Annotated in this window: 14 protein-coding genes; 3 read left to right on the forward strand and 11 right to left on the reverse strand. The window is 69.1% G+C overall.

Annotated features, from left to right (window positions below; all coding sequences use genetic code 11):
- Nucleotides 1–2: 2 nt before the first annotated feature.
- The 7 genes from H610_RS0102065 to H610_RS0102100 form a co-directional block, all read right to left on the reverse strand.
- On the reverse strand, nucleotides 3–599 hold the full coding sequence (locus H610_RS0102065) for a chemotaxis protein CheB (protein ID WP_028238132.1): 597 nt from the start codon (nucleotides 597–599) through the stop codon (nucleotides 3–5).
- Nucleotides 596–1,414: a CheR family methyltransferase gene (locus tag H610_RS0102070; protein ID WP_028238133.1), complete on the reverse strand. Its 819-nt coding sequence runs from the start codon at nucleotides 1,412–1,414 to the stop codon at nucleotides 596–598. Before H610_RS0102070 ends, H610_RS0102065 begins: the two co-directional genes overlap by 4 nt.
- Nucleotides 1,415–4,918, reverse strand: a complete 3,504-nt coding sequence (locus H610_RS0102075) for a response regulator (RefSeq protein WP_028238134.1) — start codon at nucleotides 4,916–4,918, stop codon at nucleotides 1,415–1,417.
- Nucleotides 4,919–5,234: 316 nt separating this feature from the next.
- Nucleotides 5,235–5,393 (reverse strand): YqaE/Pmp3 family membrane protein, encoded by a 159-nt coding sequence (locus H610_RS24715; RefSeq protein ID WP_043237400.1) that lies wholly within the window; start codon nucleotides 5,391–5,393, stop codon nucleotides 5,235–5,237.
- Between the two features lie 372 nt (nucleotides 5,394–5,765).
- The gene (locus H610_RS0102090) at nucleotides 5,766–7,061 is read right to left on the reverse strand and encodes a TRAP transporter large permease (protein ID WP_028238135.1); all 1,296 of its coding nucleotides are present in this window, start codon (nucleotides 7,059–7,061) and stop codon (nucleotides 5,766–5,768) included.
- The gene (locus H610_RS0102095; RefSeq protein ID WP_028238136.1) at nucleotides 7,051–7,527 is read right to left on the reverse strand and encodes a TRAP transporter small permease; all 477 of its coding nucleotides are present in this window, start codon (nucleotides 7,525–7,527) and stop codon (nucleotides 7,051–7,053) included. The genes H610_RS0102090 and H610_RS0102095 overlap by 11 nt, the downstream gene beginning before the upstream one ends.
- A gap of 43 nt (nucleotides 7,528–7,570) precedes the next feature.
- The gene (locus tag H610_RS0102100) at nucleotides 7,571–8,569 is read right to left on the reverse strand and encodes a DctP family TRAP transporter solute-binding subunit (protein WP_028238137.1); all 999 of its coding nucleotides are present in this window, start codon (nucleotides 8,567–8,569) and stop codon (nucleotides 7,571–7,573) included.
- 952 nt (nucleotides 8,570–9,521) lie between these two features.
- Between H610_RS0102100 and H610_RS0102105 the strand changes: the two genes are divergently transcribed.
- Both H610_RS0102105 and H610_RS0102110 read left to right on the forward strand, forming a co-directional pair.
- Nucleotides 9,522–10,391 carry a PhzF family phenazine biosynthesis protein gene (locus H610_RS0102105; protein WP_028238138.1) on the forward strand — a complete coding sequence of 290 codons (870 nt, stop codon included), beginning with the start codon at nucleotides 9,522–9,524 and terminating at the stop codon, nucleotides 10,389–10,391.
- Between the two features lie 98 nt (nucleotides 10,392–10,489).
- Nucleotides 10,490–11,962, forward strand: coding sequence for a sensor domain-containing diguanylate cyclase (locus H610_RS0102110; RefSeq protein ID WP_028238139.1), 1,473 nt, complete (start codon nucleotides 10,490–10,492; stop codon nucleotides 11,960–11,962).
- A gap of 4 nt (nucleotides 11,963–11,966) precedes the next feature.
- Here H610_RS0102110 and H610_RS25755 read toward each other — a convergent pair whose 3' ends face one another.
- Together H610_RS25755 and H610_RS0102120 are read right to left on the reverse strand one after the other, a co-directional pair.
- Nucleotides 11,967–12,128 (reverse strand): hypothetical protein, encoded by a 162-nt coding sequence (locus H610_RS25755; protein ID WP_169338846.1) that lies wholly within the window; start codon nucleotides 12,126–12,128, stop codon nucleotides 11,967–11,969.
- Nucleotides 12,125–12,994 carry an MBL fold metallo-hydrolase gene (locus H610_RS0102120; protein ID WP_028238140.1) on the reverse strand — a complete coding sequence of 290 codons (870 nt, stop codon included), beginning with the start codon at nucleotides 12,992–12,994 and terminating at the stop codon, nucleotides 12,125–12,127. Before H610_RS0102120 ends, H610_RS25755 begins: the two co-directional genes overlap by 4 nt.
- Nucleotides 12,995–13,147: 153 nt before the next feature.
- Here H610_RS0102120 and H610_RS23090 point away from each other — a divergent pair, with 153 nt between their 5' ends.
- Nucleotides 13,148–13,645 (forward strand): LEA type 2 family protein, encoded by a 498-nt coding sequence (locus H610_RS23090; protein WP_043237403.1) that lies wholly within the window; start codon nucleotides 13,148–13,150, stop codon nucleotides 13,643–13,645.
- Between the two features lie 465 nt (nucleotides 13,646–14,110).
- Here the strand turns inward: H610_RS23090 and treF are convergent, their stop codons facing one another.
- Both treF and ada read right to left on the reverse strand, forming a co-directional pair.
- Nucleotides 14,111–15,718, reverse strand: coding sequence for an alpha,alpha-trehalase TreF (gene treF / locus H610_RS0102130; protein ID WP_028238141.1), 1,608 nt, complete (start codon nucleotides 15,716–15,718; stop codon nucleotides 14,111–14,113).
- A gap of 94 nt (nucleotides 15,719–15,812) precedes the next feature.
- Nucleotides 15,813–16,895 carry a bifunctional DNA-binding transcriptional regulator/O6-methylguanine-DNA methyltransferase Ada gene (ada, locus tag H610_RS0102135; RefSeq protein WP_028238142.1) on the reverse strand — a complete coding sequence of 361 codons (1,083 nt, stop codon included), beginning with the start codon at nucleotides 16,893–16,895 and terminating at the stop codon, nucleotides 15,813–15,815.
- Between the last annotated feature and the right edge of the window lie 47 nt (nucleotides 16,896–16,942).

The following is a 16,942-nucleotide window of genomic DNA, read 5'->3' on the forward strand; positions in this document are numbered from 1 at the left end:
CGTCACTCCAGGGCACGCAGCAGCTCGGCGATGCCGCGCAAAGGCAAGAGATGATCGGGAACCAGTCGCTGCAGGGCAGCGAGGGGCATGATATCCACCTCGGCCTCCTCCGGGTCCTGGACGATGGCGATTCCCCCGGCCCGCTGGATCGCCAGCAGGCCGGCGGCGCCGTCCTCGTTGGCGCCGGTCATCAGCACGCCGGCCAGGCGTTCGCCCCAGACGTCGGCGGCCGACTCGAAGAGTACGTCGATCGACGGCCGCGAATAGTGAACCGGGTCGTCCTGGCTGAGCGCCAGGGTCAGATCCTGCTCGATCATCAGGTGATAGCCGGGGGCGGCGAAGTACAGCGTACCGCCGGCGATGGCTTCCTTGTCCTCGGCTTCCCGCACCCGCAGGGCGGTCTTGCGCGAAAAGATCTCGGCCAGCTGGGTCGGCCCGCTTTCCGGTACGTGCTGCACCACCAGCAGCGGCAGGCGGAAGTCGGCCGGCAGGTCGGCGACCACGGCGGACAGGGCCTCGAGCCCCCCGGCCGAGGTGCCGATGACCACGGCATCGACGCGACGTCCGGTCACCGAGGATCCAAGCGACGGGCTGCTCATGTCTTGCGGAAGATCCGCTCCTCCTTGGCGAAGGGTTCGAAGCGATCGGCATAGCCGGAGAATTCCACCGTTTCCTTGCTGCCGAGACCGAGGAAGCCGCGCCGGCACAGCGATTCGTGGAACAGACCGAAGGCGCGGTCCTGCAGGGCCTTGTTGAAATAGATAAGCACGTTGCGGCAGGAAATCAGCTGGGTCTCGGCGAACACGCTGTCGGTCGCCAGGCTGTGGTCGGCGAAGGTGACCTTGTCGCGCAGACGGCGGTCGATCAGCACCGAGTCGTAGGCCGCCGTGTAGTAGTCGGCGAAGCTGCGGGTGCCGCCGGCGAGCTGGTAGTTGCGGGTGTACTTGCGCACGTGGTTGATGTCGAAGATGCCCTGCCGCGCGCGCTCCAGCGAGCGCGGGTTGATATCGGTGGCATAGAGCATCGAGCGCTCCAGCAGCCCCTCCTCGTGCAGCAGGATGGCCAGCGAGTAGATCTCCTCGCCGGTGCTGCAGCCCGCCACCCAGATCTTCAGCGACGGGTAGGTGCGCAGCACCGGGACCACGTGCTCGCGCAGCGCCCGGAAGTAGGCCGGGTCGCGGAACATCTCGGTGACCGGAATGGTGAGGTACTGCAGCAGCTCGGCGAACACCTGCGGCTCGTGGAGGATGCGCTGCTGCAGGGCCGAGACGGTCTCGCAGCCGAATTCGCGCAGGGCCAGCAGCACGCGGCGCTTGAGCGAGGCGCCGGAATATTCGCGGAAGTCGTAGCTGTACTTGAGGTAGATCGCCTCGAACAGCAGCTTCAGCTCGATTTCCACGGTCCGGTCGACCATCTACAGCAGCTCCACCTTGGGCAACCACACGCGGATGAGGGAGAACAGCCGGTCCAGGTCGATCGGCTTGGCCAGGTAGTCGTTGGCCCCGGCCTCCAGGCAGCGTTCCTGGTCGTCCTTCATCGCCTTGGCGGTCACCGCGATGATCGGCAGCTTGGCGAAGCGCGGATCCTTGCGGATCTCGCGGGTGGCGGTGAAACCGTCCATCTCCGGCATCATGATGTCCATCAGCACCAGGTCGATGTCGCTGTCGCCCTGCAGCTTGGCGATCGCCTCGTGGCCGTTGCGGGCGATCTCGATCAGCGCGCCCTTGTGCTCCAGCGCGCTGGTCAGCGCGAACACGTTGCGCACGTCGTCGTCGACCACCAGGATCTTGCGGCCCTCGAAGGCCTTTTCGCGGCTGCGCGCGCTGCGCAGCATCTTCTGCCGCTCCAGCGGCATGTCGGATTCGACCTTGTGCAGGAACAGCGTGACCTCGTCGAGCAGCCGCTCGGGCGAACGCGCGCCCTTGATGATGATCGAGCGCGAGTACTTCATCAGCGCCGCTTCCTCGTCGCGCGTCAGGTTGCGCCCGGTGTAGACGATCACCGGCGGGAAGGAGCAGATCTCCTCCTGGGCCATGCGCTCGAGCAGCTGGTGGCCGTCCATGTCCGGCAGCTTGAGGTCGATGACCATGCAGTCGAACAGGGTGTCGCGCAGCAGCTGCAGCGCCTGCTCGCCGTACTCGACGGCGGTGATCTCGACGTCCACGTCCTCGATCAGGCGCGACACGCTCTCGCGCTGGCGGGCGTCGTCCTCGACCAGCAGCACGCGCTTAACCTTCTGCGCCAGCTTGGCCTCCAGGCGGCCGAACACCTCCTTGAGATCCTCGCGGCTGGTGGGCTTGAGCGCGTAGCCGACCGCGCCCATGTGCAGCGCCGTCTCCTTGCGATCCTCGACCGAGACCACGTGCACCGGGATGTGCCGGGTCGCGGGGTTTTCCTTGAGCCGCTCGAGCACCGTGAGGCCGGAATGGTCGGGCAGGCGCATGTCCAGCAGGATGGCGTCGGGCTGGAAGCGCACCGCGCTGTCGAAGCCGTCGTCGGCGGTCTGCGACAGCAGGCAGCTGTACTTCAGCTCGTGCGCCAGTTCGTAGAGGATCTGCGCGAACTGCGGCTCGTCCTCGATGACCAGCACGCTGCGTTCCTTGAACGGATAGGCGTCGCGGTCGTCCGGCAAGCGCGGCGCCTCGAACTTCTCCACCGGCACCGGGGGCGCCGCGGCAGGCGCCGGCGCTTCGCTCGGCCTCGGTGCCACGGGCGCCGGTGCGCTCGCCGCTGCCGGTGCCCGGGGTTCCTCGGCGGGCGCCTCGTAGCGCTCCGGCAGCAGCAGGGTGAAGGTGCTGCCCGCGCCGGGCTGGCTGCGGACTTCGATGGTGCCGCCGAGCAGCTGGGCAAGCTCGCGGGAAATCGACAGTCCGAGGCCGGTGCCGCCGTAGCGGCGGTTGGTGGTGCCGTCGGCCTGGCGGAAGGCCTCGAAGATCACCTCCAGCTGATCCGGGGCGATGCCGATGCCCGAATCGGTGACGCTGAAGGCGATCTGCCCGGACGGGTGGCGGTGCGCATGCAGCGTCACCGAACCCTGCTCGGTGAACTTCAGGGCGTTGGACAGCAGGTTCTTGAGGATCTGCTCGACGCGCTGGCGGTCGCTGTACAGGGTGGCCGGCAGGTCCTCGTCGATCTGCGCCTCGAAGCGCAGGCCCTTGTCCTGCGCCAGCGGCATGGCCACGCTCTTCAGGCTGTCGACCAGGCGCTGCAGGCTGGTCGGCTCCGGGCGGACCTCCAGCTTGCCGGCCTCGACCTTGGCGATGTCGAGGATGTCGTTGATCAGCGTGAGCAGGTCGTTGCCGGCCGCATAGATCGACTGGGCGTACTGCACCTGGTCGTCGCTGAGGTTGCCCTCGGGGTTGTCGGCCAGCAGCTTGGCCAGGATCAGCGAGCTGTTGAGCGGCGTGCGCAACTCGTGGGACATGTTGGCGAGGAATTCGGACTTGTAGCGGCTGGCCCGCTGCAGCTCCTCGGCGCGCTCCTCAAGCAGCAGCTGGACCATGCGCAGGCGCTCGTTCTTCTCGTCCATCTGGTCGCGCTGGTTGGCGAGGATGCGGGCCTGCTCGGCGAGTTGCTCGTTGGTCTGCTCCAGCTCGGCCTGCTGCTCCTCGAGATGGGCCTGGGATTCCTTCAGCGCGTTGGACTGTTCTTCCAGCTCCTCGTTGGCGGCGCGCAGCTCTTCCTGCTGCACCTGCAGCTCCTCGTTGAGCTGCTGGGTCTCGGCGAGCATGCGCTGCAGGCGCTCGCGGTAGTGGGCGGCCTCGATCGCCGAGCCGATGTTGTCAGACACACGCCTGAGCAGCTCGCCGTCCTCCTCGCGCAGCGGGCGCAGGAAGCCGAGCTCGAGCACCGCGTTGACCTGCCCGTTGTTGATGATCGGCGCGATCAGCACCGCCTGGCTCGGGGTGTCGCCGAGCGTGCTGCTGACCTTGAGATAGCCAGCCGGCAGCGCATCGAGCAGCAGCTGTTCGCGGCCGATCGCGGCCTGTCCGACCAGCCCTTCGCCGAGCGCCAGGGTGCGGTGGCGATCCAGCTGTTCGGGGTCGTAGCCGTACTCCGCGGTGCGTTGCAGCTTGCCGTCCTCGAGCACGTAGAGCGCGCCCACCGCCACGTCCAGATAGCGCGCGAGAAAGCCCAGCACGCCCTTGCCCAGCGCCGGCAACGCCAGTTCGCCGATGATCGTCTCGTTCAGCTGCATCTGTCCGGTGCGGTACCAGGCCTGCTTTTCCAACGCCTGGGCATGCGCCTGCTGCTTCTGCAGCGCGGTGCCGTAGGTGTCGGAGAGCGTCAGCAGGTCGCGCCGCCCCAGATACACCAGCAGTCCGCTGAACACCAGGCTGAACAGCAGGAAGCCGGCGATCAGCGCGGTGGTCATGGTCTCCGCCGTGTCGTTGCGCTGGGTGCGCACGCGGCGTTCTTCGTCCATGAAGTCGTTGAACAGCCCGCGGATCTGCTCGACCAGCAGGCGCCCCTGGTCGGAACGCACCAGGTCCACCACCGGCAGGTTCTCGGTGCGCAGGCGGATCGCTTCGCGGCTGTACTCCACCCATTGCGCATGCAGGGCCTCGACCTGATCGAGGCGGCGCAGCTGCTGCGGCTGGTTGGCGACGAATTCACGCAGGTTGTCGAACTCCTGCTGCAGCAGCGGCAGGCCGCGCTCGTAGGGCTCGAGGAACTTGCGGTCGCCCGCCAGCAGGTAGCCGCGCATGCCGGTCTCGAGGTCGATCATCACCCTCAGCGCCTCGTGCGCCACGGCCACGCCCCTGATGGAGCGGTCGACCCAGTGGGCGACGCTCAGCAGGTAGTAGACGATGGCACAGAAGAACACGGCGCTGAGCAGGCCGAACGCGAGCGGCAGGCCGACATTGCGGTTGAGGATGCGGTGAAACTGCTTCTGCTCGATGAAGGACTCGCTCATCTGGTTCCCTTGTTGGGGCTCGCCGCGTGCCGAGGCATGGCCGACAGGCGGAATAAGCCCGGAGGAGCGAACAGGTTCGCTCCGATTCCCGGCCATTCTTGAGTATTCGCCGCGGAAGAGGTTCCCTTCGCGGCAGGTGGAAAGGCGGAAAATCTACACCGATGTCGAGCGCAGCACAAAAGCGCAGCGGCAATGGACGACGAGAGGGAGGGAAAAGACGAGCCCGAACGGGCCGGCCTGTCGGCCCCGGAACAGAGCGATCCGGCGGCCAGAGGCGGGATGGGCGCAGAGGCCGTCGAGGGTATCCGGACCCGCGTCAGCGGCGGGCGATGACCCACACGGCGTGGATGATGCCAGGGATGTAGCCGAGGATCGTCAGCAGGATGTTCAGCCAGAACGCGCCGGCGAAGCCGACCTGCAGGAACACGCCGAGCGGCGGCAGCAGGATGGCGATGATGATGCGGATGATGTCCATGAAGCGCTCCAGAAGGCCGAAAAGGGCCGCGTGCGGCCTACGCTTCAATCGACCCGACGTCAGCGGAGGGGTTCACTGCACCTCGGGCGCGCGGGAAGGGCCTCAGGGAAAGCTTCGCGGTCAAGACCGCTCCCACGCAGGCTGTGTGAAAACTACTGCGCTCGGTCATGCTGCGTTGAAAACAGGCTCGGGCGCGAGTCCGATCAAAATGCTCATTTACCACTTGTAAACTGCGCTTCTTCGCCTGTTTTCGCCTTGCCTGACCTTCGCTCGCGACGTTTTCACACACGGCCTGCACAGGTCCGTCTCTCGGCTTTCGTGGGAGCGGGCTTGGCCGCGATTGTCTTTCGGCGAGCCTGGCCGGGGCCCACGCTACACCGCGTAGCCCATCACCCGCGGCAGCCACAGGGCGATTTCCGGGAACAGCGCCACCAGCAGCAGCGCCGAGCCCATCACCACGACGAACAGCAGCGCCCAGCCGATGGTCTGCTCCAGGCGGATCCGCGCCACCTCGGCGGTGACCATCAGGTTGATCGCCACCGGCGGGGTGAATTGGCCGATGGCGATGTTCATCGCCAGCAGGATGCCGAACCACACCGGGTTCCAGCCGAAGTGCTGCATCACCGGGATGAGGATCGGCATCAGGATCAGGTAGATCGAGATGGCGTCCAGCAGCATGCCGGCGATCAGCACCGCCAGCATCACCAGCAGGAGCAGCATGGCGCCGTTGTCCGACAGCGAGATCAGCCACTCGGCCAGGTGGCGGAAGGTCCCGAGCATGGTCCCGGCCCAGGCGAAGATGCCGGCCAGGGCGATGATCAGCATCACCACGCCGGAAACGATCGCCGCCTCGCCGCACAAACGCCAGAGGCTGCGCCAGTCCAGCTCGCGGGTGAGGAACAGGCCGACCACCACGCCATAGGCGACGCCGGCCACCGCCGCTTCGGTGGGTGTGAACAGGCCGCTGCGCAGGCCGCCGAGGATCAGCACCGGAGCGAACAGCGCCGGCAGCGCCTGGCGGAAGCTCGCGCCCAGCGGCGGGCGCTCGGCGCCTTCCGGCGACTCCCAGCCATAGCGCCGCGCCAGCAGCCAGGCCGGCACCAGCAACACCAGCCCGGCGAGGATGCCGGGGAACAGGCCGGCGGCGAACAGCGCGCGCAGGTCGACGCCCGGCACCACGATGGAATAGAGGATCAGCGCGATCGACGGCGGGATCAGAATCGCGGTCGAGGCCGAGGCGGCGATCAGCGTCGCCGAGAATGGCTTCGGGTAGCCCGCGCGGGTCATGCTGGGGATCATCACCATCGCCACCGCCGCCGCGTCCGCCGGGCCGGAGCCGCTCATGCCGCCCATGATCAGACACACCAGCACCGCCACCAGCGCCAGGCCGCCGTGGCGCGGGCCGATCAGCGCCTGGGCGAAGCGCACGAGGCGCAGCGCCACGCCGGCCTTCTCGAACACCAGGCCGGTGAGGATGAACAGCGGAATGGCGATCAGCGGGTACTTGGCCACGCCGTTGTAGGTGTTGGTGCCGAGCGTCGCCAGCATGTCCGGCGACAGCCCGGCGAGGATGCCGATGGCGCCGGACAGGCCGAGCGCGAAGGCCACCGGCACGCCGAGCAGCAGCAGCGCCAGGAAGCTCAGGATCATCCAGAGATCAGGGCTCATCGGAGAGCCTCCCGCGCAGACGATCGACAGTCATCTGGGTCAGCCGCACCAGCATCAGCAGTGCCAGCAGCGGCAGCCAGACCACGTACCACCAGTTCGGCAGGCCGAGGCCGGGCGATTCCGATTCCCACTGGTATTCCTCCAGGGCGAACTGGCCGCCGTACCAGAGCACCAGCCCCAGCACCAGCACGCCGGCCAGCCACTGCAGCAGGATCAGCGGTACGCGCAGGCGCGGGCACAGCCGCTCCAGCAGGCCGATGCGGATGTGCCGGTTGCGCCGCAGGGCCACCGAGGCTCCGGCGAAGGTCAGCACCACCAGCAGAAAGACGGACACCTCCTCGGTGAAGGCGAAGGAGGCGTCGGTGAAATAGCGCACGACGACGTTGGCCAGGCTGATGACTCCGACGACGGTCAGGGCCAGCGTGGCCAGCACGCGCTCGAGGCGCGCATCCGGTTGCTTGTCCATGGTTACCTCGAACCCCGGCGGGGACGGCCGCCGGGTCACGACATCAGGGCTGGGCGATGGCCTGGCGGGCGGCCTCGACCAGTTGCTCGCCGACCTTCGGCGTCCACTGCTCGCGCACCTTGGCGGTGGCCTCGGCGAAGGCCTGGCGCTGCTCGTCGGTCAGCTCGGCGACTTCCACGCCGCGGGCGCGGATGTCTTCCAGGCGCTTGGCCTCGAGCGAACGGGACAGCTCGATCTCCCACTTGCCGGCGTCGATGGCGGCCTGGCGCAGCAGCTCGCGGTCGGCCTCCGGCAGGCCCTTCCAGACGCGCTGGTTGACCGCGAATATCAGCGGATCGGCCATGTAGTGCCAGAGGGTCAGGTGCTTCTGCCCGACCTGATCGATGCGCGCCACGTCGAACACCGACAGCGGGTTCTCCTGGCCGTCGACGGCGCCGGTGGTCAGCGCCGGCTTGGCGTCGGCCCAGCTCATCTGGGTGGGGTTGGCGCCCAGCGCAGTGAAGGTGTCCTGGAACAGCGGCGAGCCGACCACGCGGATCTTCAGCCCGGCCAGGTCGGCCGGCGTGCGGATCGCCCGCGCCGAGTTCGACAGTTCGCGGAAGCCGTTCTCGGCCCAGGCCAGCGGCACGATGCCGCGCTTGTCGATGGCGGCGAAGGCCATCCTGCCCGCCTCGCCCTGGGTGATGGCGTCCAGGTCGGCGCTGTCGTTCATCAGGAAGGGCATGGAGAACAGGTTCAGTTCCGGCACTTGCGGCGACCAGTTGATGGTCGAGCCGACGGCCATGTCGATCAGGCCGGAGCGCATGGCGGAAAATTCCTTGGTCTGGTCGCCGGCGACCAGCTGGGCGTTCGGGTACACGCGCAGGGTGATGCGCCCTTCGGAGCGTTCGTTGACCAGGTCGGCCCACTTCTGGGCGGCCTGGCCCCAGGGGAAGGCATCGGAGAGCACCGTGGAGACCGAGTATTCCTTGGCCTGGGCGGTAACGGCGGCAGTCAGCGCGGCGGCGGTGGCCAGCGTCGCGAGCAAGCGAGTCAGTTTCATGAGAGCGTCCTTGTGGATCGATGTCTTGTTGTATGAACGACCGCGGCCGGTGAAGCGCACGGCAGATCCAGGGCAACCGGATGGGTTGCCGGGGCGCGCCGGATAGACGCAGGAAGGGACGCACGGCACGAAGCGGGGTGGGCTCCGGCGGTGGAAAGGCGTCTTGGGGCGACGGCCTTGTGGGCGGTCGCCGGACCGGGCGATGGCCCGGCTGGCCACTATCGCAGAAGACAACCGCCGATGCCATTCAGCGTGGCAGCCGCGCGCGCTCCCTCATCCGGCCCTGCGGGTCGCGGAAGAAGGGAAAAGCCGGCACGGCCTGACGGCTCGGTACGCCCCGCTGTAGGAGCAGGCTCTGCCTGCGACCGGGCATGCACCGCGGGTCTCGACCGCAAACGAGCCCCGACCGCCATTCGCGGCCAAGGCCGCTCCCACGAAGAACCATGTCCGGGGCCTTGGCTGGGCAGTGCCGCCGCGAGGACGCGCAATCCACACGGATGTGGTGAATGCCGCAAGCCCGTCGGGAGCGGGCGCGGCCTCCCACAGGGACTCGGTGGGCATCGCCTGCTTTTTGTGGGAGGCCCGACCTCGGGGCGATGCTCTTATGGGTCTCGACCGCGAACGAGCCCCGACCGCCATTCACGGCCAAGGCCGCTCCCACGAAGAACCATGTCCGGGGCCTTGGCTGGGCAGTGCCGCCGCGAGGACGCGCAATCCACACGGATGTGGTGAATGCCGCAAGCCCGTCGGGAGGGCGCGGCCTCCCACAGGGATTCGGTGGGCACCGCCTGCTTTTGTGGGAGGCCCGACCTCGGGGCGATGCTCTTATGGGGTCTCGACCGCGAACGCCCGGCGCGCGCCCCGATCGCATAACACTTCTGCTGCCCAGCTGTACCGCGCCGCATCCCCCGCCCTGCGGTAGATTGCCCGCGGCCCCCTTGGAGCCCTGCCGATGCGCGATTACCGCTTCCGTATTCTCAACGTCTTCGCCGAATCCACCTTCGGCGGCAACCCGCTGTGCGTCTTCGAGGGCGCCCGCGGCCTGAGCGATGCCGAGATGCTCGCCCTGGCGCGGCAGTTCAACCTGTCGGAGACCACCTTCATCCTGCCCTCCGAGCGCGCCGACGCGCGGGTGCGGATCTTCACCCCCGGCTACGAGATGCGCTTCGCCGGGCACCCGACGCTCGGCACCGCCGCGGTGGTCGGGCAGCTGCGCGGCGCCGGGCCGCAGGTGACGCTGGAATTCACCGCCGCGGTGGTGCCGGTGGCCTGCACCGAGGACGTCTGGACCTTCGAGGCGCCGGTCCCGGGCGAGCCGGCGCTGCGGCCGACCGCCGAGTCTCCGGCGACCATCGCCGCACTGTTCGGGCTCGTCGAACAGGACCTGGCCGCCCCGCCCTGCTGGGTCGACACCGGCGCCGACCAGTTGCTTATCCCGCTGCGCTCGCGCGACGCGCTGGAGCGCGCAGCGCCCGACTCCTCACGCCTGGCCGACTGGCCGCTGTGCAGCCTCGGCAGCCGCTGCGGCTACCTGTTCAGCCTCGGCGAGGAGCGCGACGGGCGCCTTGAGGCGCACGCGCGCTTCTTCTTCACCACCCACGGCAGCGCCATCGCCGAGGACCCGGGCACCGGCTCGGCCTGCGCCAACCTCGGCGGCTGGCTGCTGGGCAACGGCCATCCGGCTTCCCGGCTGCGGGTGCAGCAGGGCGCGCAGGTCGGCCGGCCCTGCACCCTGCTGCTGGACATCCAGCCGCCTCGCGGCATCCGCGTCGGCGGCCGGGTGCTGGAACTCGGCCGCGGCAGCGTGCGGCTGCCGGCCTGATCGCACGACGGCCGGTGCCCCGGGCGACGGCCGCTCACGGTGACGCCGGCCGCCCTGCGCGGTAGCATGAGGCCACCCTTCCGCTGGCTGTCCGGTCAATGCCCATCGCCCAATCGGTGCGCCTCTCGCGCCCGCTGCCGCTGATCCTTCTGCTGTTGCTCGGGGCCGGCTTTCTCGTCACCACGCTGCTGAGCTATCAGGCTTCGCGCACCGCTCTGCGCGACAGCATCGTCCACACCGAGCTGCCGCTGACGTCGGACACCGTCTATTCGGAAATCCAGAAGGACCTGATCCGCCCGATCCTCATTTCCTCGATGATGGCCCGCGACACCTTCGTCCGCGACTGGGTGCTGGCCGGCGAGCGCGACGTCTCGCAGATGACCCGCTACCTCGCCGAGATCATGGAGCAGTACGGCGCCTACACCGCCTTCTTCGTCTCCGACCGCAGCCACGTCTACTACCAGGCCAAGGGCGTGCTCAAGCGGGTGTCGCCACAGGAGCCGCGCGACCGCTGGTACTTCAACCTGCGCCAGATGAACGAGCCCTACGAGATCAACGCCGACCTCGACATGGCCAACGACGACCGGATGACCTTCTTCATCAACTACAAGGTCTTCGACTACGCGGGCAGCTTCATCGGCGCCACCGGCGTGGGGCTGAGCGTCGAGGCCGCGGTGGCCCTGATCGACCGCTACCAGCAGCGCTATGACCGTGCGGTGTTCTTCGCCAACCGCGCCGGCGAGATCACCCTCAGCGGTCGCGACGGTGGTCTGCCGGGGATCGGCAGCGGACGCTCGCTGCGCGACGTGCCGGGCATCGGCGAACTGATCGGCCGGCTGCCGACGCACGACAGCCAGAGCTTCGAATATGAACGCGACGGCTACACGCACTTTCTCAACGTGCGCTACATCCCCGAGCTGGACTGGTACCTGTTCGTCGACAAGCACGAGGGCCGGATGTTCGACGACATCCGCCGGGCGCTACGCGTCAACCTGCTGGTCTGCGCTCTGGTGGTGCTGCTGGTGATCGTGCTGGTGGGCCTGGTGCTGCGTCGCCACCAACGCCACATCGCGGCGATGGCCACCACCGACGTGCTGACCAGCCTGCCCAACCGACGCGGCTTCCAGCTGCTCGCCGGGCAGGCGCTGCAGGAGGCGCGCCGCGAGCAGAGCCCGCTGACCGCGGTGCTGCTGGACCTCGATCATTTCAAGCAATTGAACGACAGCCGCGGCCACTTGGCCGGCGACGAAGTGCTGCGGCGCTTCTCCGCCGACCTGCGTGACGCGCTGCGCCAGTCCGACATCGTCTGTCGCTGGGGCGGCGAGGAATTCATCGTGCTATTCAAGGACACCGACCTGCCGGTCGCCCGGCAGCTGGCGGAAAAGATCCGGCAGCTGGCCGAACACGCCCGCTATCCGTTCGACGGCCAGGACATCTCCCTGAGCGTCAGCCTCGGCCTGACCCGCCTGCGCCCGGACGACTCGCTCGACAGCCTGATCGCCCGCGCCGACCGCGCGCTCTACCGGGCCAAGCAGAGCGGGCGCAACCGCTTCTGCGTGGAAGGCGACTGAGGCCTCAGCGGCGCTCGTCGGCCTCGGCGCGCTTGCGGCGGATGTTGATCAGCGACAGCACGGCCAACGCCAGCATCAGCCCGGCCATGTCGTAGTCGCCCTGGCCGAGAAAACCGAGGGCGGCCAGCGAGCAGGCCACCAGCCCGACCCAGCGCACGTACTTCATCCGGCGCCCCCGACGGCCGCCTGCGGGGCGAGGCTCGGCGAGCGGCTCTGCAGGCGTTCCAGCTCGCGGGCGTCGTGGCTGCAGAACAGCGTCACCTCGCTCCTGTGCTCCAGCGACAGGGTCCACAGCCGGTGCTGGTTGGCCAGGCGCGCGGAGCGGTCGACTTCCATCAGCCGCTGGTAGAACGCCAGCCCGGGCGTGCAGTGGCGCTCCACCTGGCCGACTTCGTCACGGTAGAAGTAGGCATCGCCGGCGTGCAGCAGCCAGCCATCGCCGGTATCCAGTGCCACCCCGGCATGCCCGTGGGTGTGCCCGGTCAGCGGGATCAGCAGGATCTCCGGCGGCAGCCCCACGAGCTCACGCGCCGACTGGAAGCCGAACCAGGTGTCGCCGCCGGGCTCGTGGAACTGCCAGTGCCGCACCTCGTCCCACTGCCGGTGCCGGTAGCGGCGATGTCCGAGAAAGCCGTGGCTGCCGCGCGCCGCGTCGTACTCGCGCTGCAGCACGTGCACCCTCGCCTCGGGGAAATCCGACAGGCCGCCGGCGTGGTCGAAATCGAGATGGGTGAGCACGATATGGCGCACGTCGGCCGGATCGAAGCCCAGTTGGCGGACCTGCTCCAGCGCGGTCAGCCGGTGTTCGAAGTGGATGTTGTTGAAGGCCCTGAAGAAGCCGCTGAGCCGTTCGCCGGGCACAGCCACGTCACGGCTGCCGAAGCCGGTGTCCACCAGCACCAGCCCGTGCCGCTCGGTCTCCACCAGCAGGCAGTGGCAGACCAGCCGGGCGGTCAGGCCCTTGCTGAAGCCGTCGAACCAGGCGCCACCGATGGGACACATGCAGCCGCAGTTCAGGTGATGGACGCGCATGGACGGCTCCTCGCTGAAACGGAACACGGGCGCAGCCCAGAGCGGCCGCACTTGCTATGTGAGAGGCGGCCGACCGTCGCGGAGTTCAGCCGGCGGTCGAGCGGATCGCCGCACATGCCGGTCCAACGACCATCAGCCGCTCCGGAGTCGCCGATGCCCCGAATTCCCCTGCCGCGCCTCGTCTTCATCCTGCTGGCGAGCCTTTTGCTGAGCAGCTGCGCGCTGTTCGCCAACCGCGACCCGCTCAACGTCCAGGTGGCCGGCATCGAGCCGCTGCCCGGCGAAGGCCTGGAACTGCGCCTGGCGCTGAAGCTGCGGGTGCAGAACCCCAACACCAGCGCCGTCGCCTACGACGGCCTGGCGCTGTCGCTGGAGGTCAACGGCCGCGAACTGGCCAGCGGCGTCAGCGACCAGCGCGGCGAAGTGCCGCGCTTCGGCGAACGGCTGATCACGGTGCCGATGACCCTCTCGGCCTTCGCCGTGGCGCGCCAGGTGCTGGGCCTGGCCGACCCGACGCCGCTGGAGCGGGTGCCCTACGTGCTGCGCGGCAAACTCGCCGGCGGAGCCTTCGGCGTGCACCGCTTCGTCGAGAAGGGCACGCTGGAACTGGGCGACTTCGGGCCGTATCGGTCGGATATCTACCGGCCCTGAAGGCTCCCTCATCCGGCCCTGCGGGCCACCTTCTCCCGGAGGGAGAAGGGAAAGGCACGGCGCTGCCTGCTACCTCACGCTCCTGTGTAGGAGCAGGCTCTGCCTGCGACCTCAGCCTGCACGCGGGGGCGACGGGCATGACCTGTGGGGGCGGTCTTGAACGCGAACAGGCGCGCATACGATCGCGGTCGAGACCGCGCCCCCCGGAACCCTACCTGCGCCGGCAGGCCTTGCGGCCTGCATCGCCGCGGGGGCGCGCAATCCACAGGGATGTGGTGAATGCCGCAAGCCCGTCGGGAACGGGCGCGGCCTCCCGCAGCGTTTCGGTGCATGCGGGTCGCTTTTTGTGGGAGGCCCGCCCTCGGGGCGATGCTTTCCAGTCCGGGTGCAGGGCGGGTTGGACGGATCAAGTGAGAGGCCGGCTGACGAACACCACCGGCCTGGGACGAAGCAGGATGCGCAAGCCTACCGCCGCCGCCCCTGGCTGTCCTCCGCCCTTGCGCAGCCGGCGCGGCAGCGGTTGGCGGCGTGGCCCGGGTCTTCCCGGAGCAGCACGCGGGTGACGCCATTGGTCCAGCCGAAGCCGTCCTGCAGCGGGTATTCGCCGCCGCCGGCATGCTCGGCGGTGGGCCGCAGCACGTACTTCTCCACCAGCTTGCTTTCGTGTTCGAACAGGTGCGAGACGATCTTCAGCCAGCGTTCCTTGATCTCGCGCGCCAGGTCGCGGTGGCCGTAGTGCGCCAGCCCGAGGATGGCCATCCACTGCAGCGGCGCCCAGCCGTTGGGCTGGTCCCACTGCTGGCCGCTGTCGGCGAGCTCGGTGGTGGCCATCCCGCCGGGGGCGAGCAGGCGATAGCGCAGGGTGTCGGCCACCCGGGTCGCCTGGTGGCGGCTGGCGAGCTGTACGTACAGCGGTACCACGGTCGCCGCCGTGAGGTTGTCGCGCGGCTCGCCGCGCTGCCAGTCGTAGTCGAGGAAGGCGCCGACCTCTTCGTTCCACAGGTAGCGGTCTACCCCGGCATGCCGGGCAGCGGCACGCCGGCGGAATTCGTCGGCGGCCTCCTCGTCACCCTTGATCGCGCTCAGCCGGGCGATCTGCGCCTCGAGCTTGAAGAGGAAGGCGTTCAGGTCGCTCGGCAGGATCGCCGTGGTGCGGATGCTCGACAGCCGCTGCGGGTCGTCCAGCCAGCGCGAACTGAAATCCCAGCCCGACTCGGCCCCGGCGCGCAGGTCGCGGTAGACCTCGTGCGCCGGCCGGTCGCTGTCGCGGGCGGTGTGCACGTCTTCGCGGTAGGACTCCTCGCGCGGGATGTCGCGGTCGTCCCAGTAGCGGTTGAGCACCAGGCCGCAGGGCATGCGCACGCAGCGCCGGTGGGCGTCGCCCGGACGCAGCTCCTCGGCGCCTTCCATCCAGAAGGCGTACTCCTTGCGCAGCTGCGGCAGGTAGTCGCTGGCGCGGTGGATGCCGCGTTCCTCGAACAGGTCGGTCATCAGCGCGAACACCGGCGGCTGCGAGCGGCTCAGGTAGTAGGAGCGGTTGCCGTTGGGCACGTGGCCGTAGGTGTCGATCAGGTAGGCGAAGTTGTCGGCCATGGCGCGCAGCAGGTCGCACTGCCCGCTCTCGTGCAGGCCGAGCATGGTGAAGTACGAGTCCCAGTAGTACATCTCGGTGAAGCGGCCGCCGGGCACCACGTAGTCGTGCGGCAGCGGCAGCAGCGAGGAACGCCGCGGATGCTGTTGCGGCCTGCGGGTGAGCACGTCCCACAGGCGGTCGATGTGCTCGGTCAGGGTGTTGTCCGGGTCGGACTCGAACGCCTCCGGCAAATGCCGGAAAACCTCGAAATGCTCGTGGACGAAACCGGCCAGGTCGAACCCGGCTCGGCAGCGCTGCCGCCGGTAGGCCTCGAGGATGCGCTCGGGGTGGTCGCGCGGGGCGCAGTCGACGAAGGTCTTGCTGTCGTCGAAGACCCAGCCCATCTGCACATCGACGAACAGCTCCTGGTACCGGTCGGCCGGCGACAGGGTGTCGGCCGCGCAGACGCCAGCCAGGTCCTTTTCGAAGGGATCGTGCATACCATTTCCGTCGTCAGGTTCGCAGGGGTCGCGGCGCCATGCAGGCGCGCACTCCCTTGAGACGGAACAGCGCCGGGCATGTTCCCGGCGCGGCTCAAGGCTGCGGCTTGGCCGCCTCGCGCGCCAACAGCTGGCGCTTGCGCTCGATGCCCCAGCGGTAGCCGGACAGCGCACCGTCGTGGCGCACCACGCGATGGCACGGAATGGCCACCGCCAGCCGGTTGGCCCCGCAGGCCTGGGCCACCGCGCGCACCGCCGTGGGCGCGCCGATGCGTGCGGCCAGCTCGGTGTAGCTCAGCGTATGGCCCGGGGGTATCTCCCGCAGCGCCTGCCAGACGCGCTCCTGGAAGGCCGTGCCGCGGATGTCCAGCGGCAGCGCCAGACCGATCTCCGGCGCCTCGACGAAGCCGACCACCTGCGCCACGCGCCCTTCGAAGGCGGCGTCGCCGCCCACCAGCTCGGCCTTGGGGAAGCGATCCTGCAGGTCGCGCAGCAGCGGCTCCGGGTCGTCGCCGAGGAGGATGGCGCACACCCCGCGCTCGCTCTCGGCGACCAGCAGCGCGCCGAGCGCGCACTGCGCCACGGCGAAGCGGATGCGCTGGCGGGCGCCGCCGCCTCGGTAGTCGCCCGGCGACATGCCGAGCAGGCCGTCGGCCGACTCGTACAGACGGCTGCTGGAGCCGAAGCCCGCGGCATAGAGCGCGTCGGTCACCGAGCCGCCGCGCTCCAGCCCTTCGCGCAGGCGCTGCGCGCGCCGGGCGGCGGCATAGGCGCGCGGCGTGAGCCCGGTGATCGCCTTGAACAGACGGTGGAAATGGTAGGGGCTCAGCCCCGTCTCGCGCGCGAGTTCGGTCAGCTCGGGCAACTGTTCGCTGGCCTCGATGCGCCGGCAGGCGCGGGCGATCCGCTCGGCCTGCTCGGCCTGGCGCTGCGCCCGCGGCAGGCGCTTGCTCGGCCGGTAGCCGGCGGCTTCGGCGGCCTCGGCGCTGGCGAAGAACTCGACGTTCTCCGGGCGCGGCAGGCGCGCAGCGGCGCCGGGACGGGCGTAGACACCGGTCGATCTGACCGCGTAGACGAAGTCCTGGTCCGCCGGCAGCGGGCCGCCGACCAGCGCCTGCCAGCGCGGGTCGGCCTCGGCCGGATGACGCGACGATGGGGCACCCTGCAATGCTTTCATGGGCTCGGCCTCCTCTGATCCTGTCGCCGAGGATGCCGCCGCCCGCC

The sequence above is a fragment of the Stutzerimonas azotifigens DSM 17556 genome, from assembly GCF_000425625.1.
GTDB classification, from domain to species: domain Bacteria; phylum Pseudomonadota; class Gammaproteobacteria; order Pseudomonadales; family Pseudomonadaceae; genus Stutzerimonas; species Stutzerimonas azotifigens.

What these genes read in the sequence shown, in the direction of transcription:
- H610_RS0102100 (WP_028238137.1), bottom strand. Translation starts at nt 8,569, where the DNA reads ATGAAACTGACTCGCTTGCTCGCGACGCTGGCCACCGCCGCCGCGCTG.
- H610_RS0102090 (WP_028238135.1), bottom strand. Translation starts at nt 7,061, where the DNA reads ATGAGCCCTGATCTCTGGATGATCCTGAGCTTCCTGGCGCTGCTGCTG.
- H610_RS0102065 (WP_028238132.1), bottom strand. Translation starts at nt 599, where the DNA reads ATGAGCAGCCCGTCGCTTGGATCCTCGGTGACCGGACGTCGCGTCGAT.
- H610_RS0102095 (WP_028238136.1), bottom strand. Translation starts at nt 7,527, where the DNA reads ATGGACAAGCAACCGGATGCGCGCCTCGAGCGCGTGCTGGCCACGCTG.
- H610_RS23090 (WP_043237403.1), top strand. Translation starts at nt 13,148, where the DNA reads ATGCCCCGAATTCCCCTGCCGCGCCTCGTCTTCATCCTGCTGGCGAGC.
- H610_RS24715 (WP_043237400.1), bottom strand. Translation starts at nt 5,393, where the DNA reads ATGGACATCATCCGCATCATCATCGCCATCCTGCTGCCGCCGCTCGGC.
- H610_RS0102075 (WP_028238134.1), bottom strand. Translation starts at nt 4,918, where the DNA reads ATGAGCGAGTCCTTCATCGAGCAGAAGCAGTTTCACCGCATCCTCAAC.
- H610_RS25755 (WP_169338846.1), bottom strand. Translation starts at nt 12,128, where the DNA reads ATGAAGTACGTGCGCTGGGTCGGGCTGGTGGCCTGCTCGCTGGCCGCC.
- H610_RS0102110 (WP_028238139.1), top strand. Translation starts at nt 10,490, where the DNA reads ATGCCCATCGCCCAATCGGTGCGCCTCTCGCGCCCGCTGCCGCTGATC.
- H610_RS0102105 (WP_028238138.1), top strand. Translation starts at nt 9,522, where the DNA reads ATGCGCGATTACCGCTTCCGTATTCTCAACGTCTTCGCCGAATCCACC.
- H610_RS0102120 (WP_028238140.1), bottom strand. Translation starts at nt 12,994, where the DNA reads ATGCGCGTCCATCACCTGAACTGCGGCTGCATGTGTCCCATCGGTGGC.
- treF (WP_028238141.1), bottom strand. Translation starts at nt 15,718, where the DNA reads ATGCACGATCCCTTCGAAAAGGACCTGGCTGGCGTCTGCGCGGCCGAC.
- ada (WP_028238142.1), bottom strand. Translation starts at nt 16,895, where the DNA reads ATGAAAGCATTGCAGGGTGCCCCATCGTCGCGTCATCCGGCCGAGGCC.
- H610_RS0102070 (WP_028238133.1), bottom strand. Translation starts at nt 1,414, where the DNA reads ATGGTCGACCGGACCGTGGAAATCGAGCTGAAGCTGCTGTTCGAGGCG.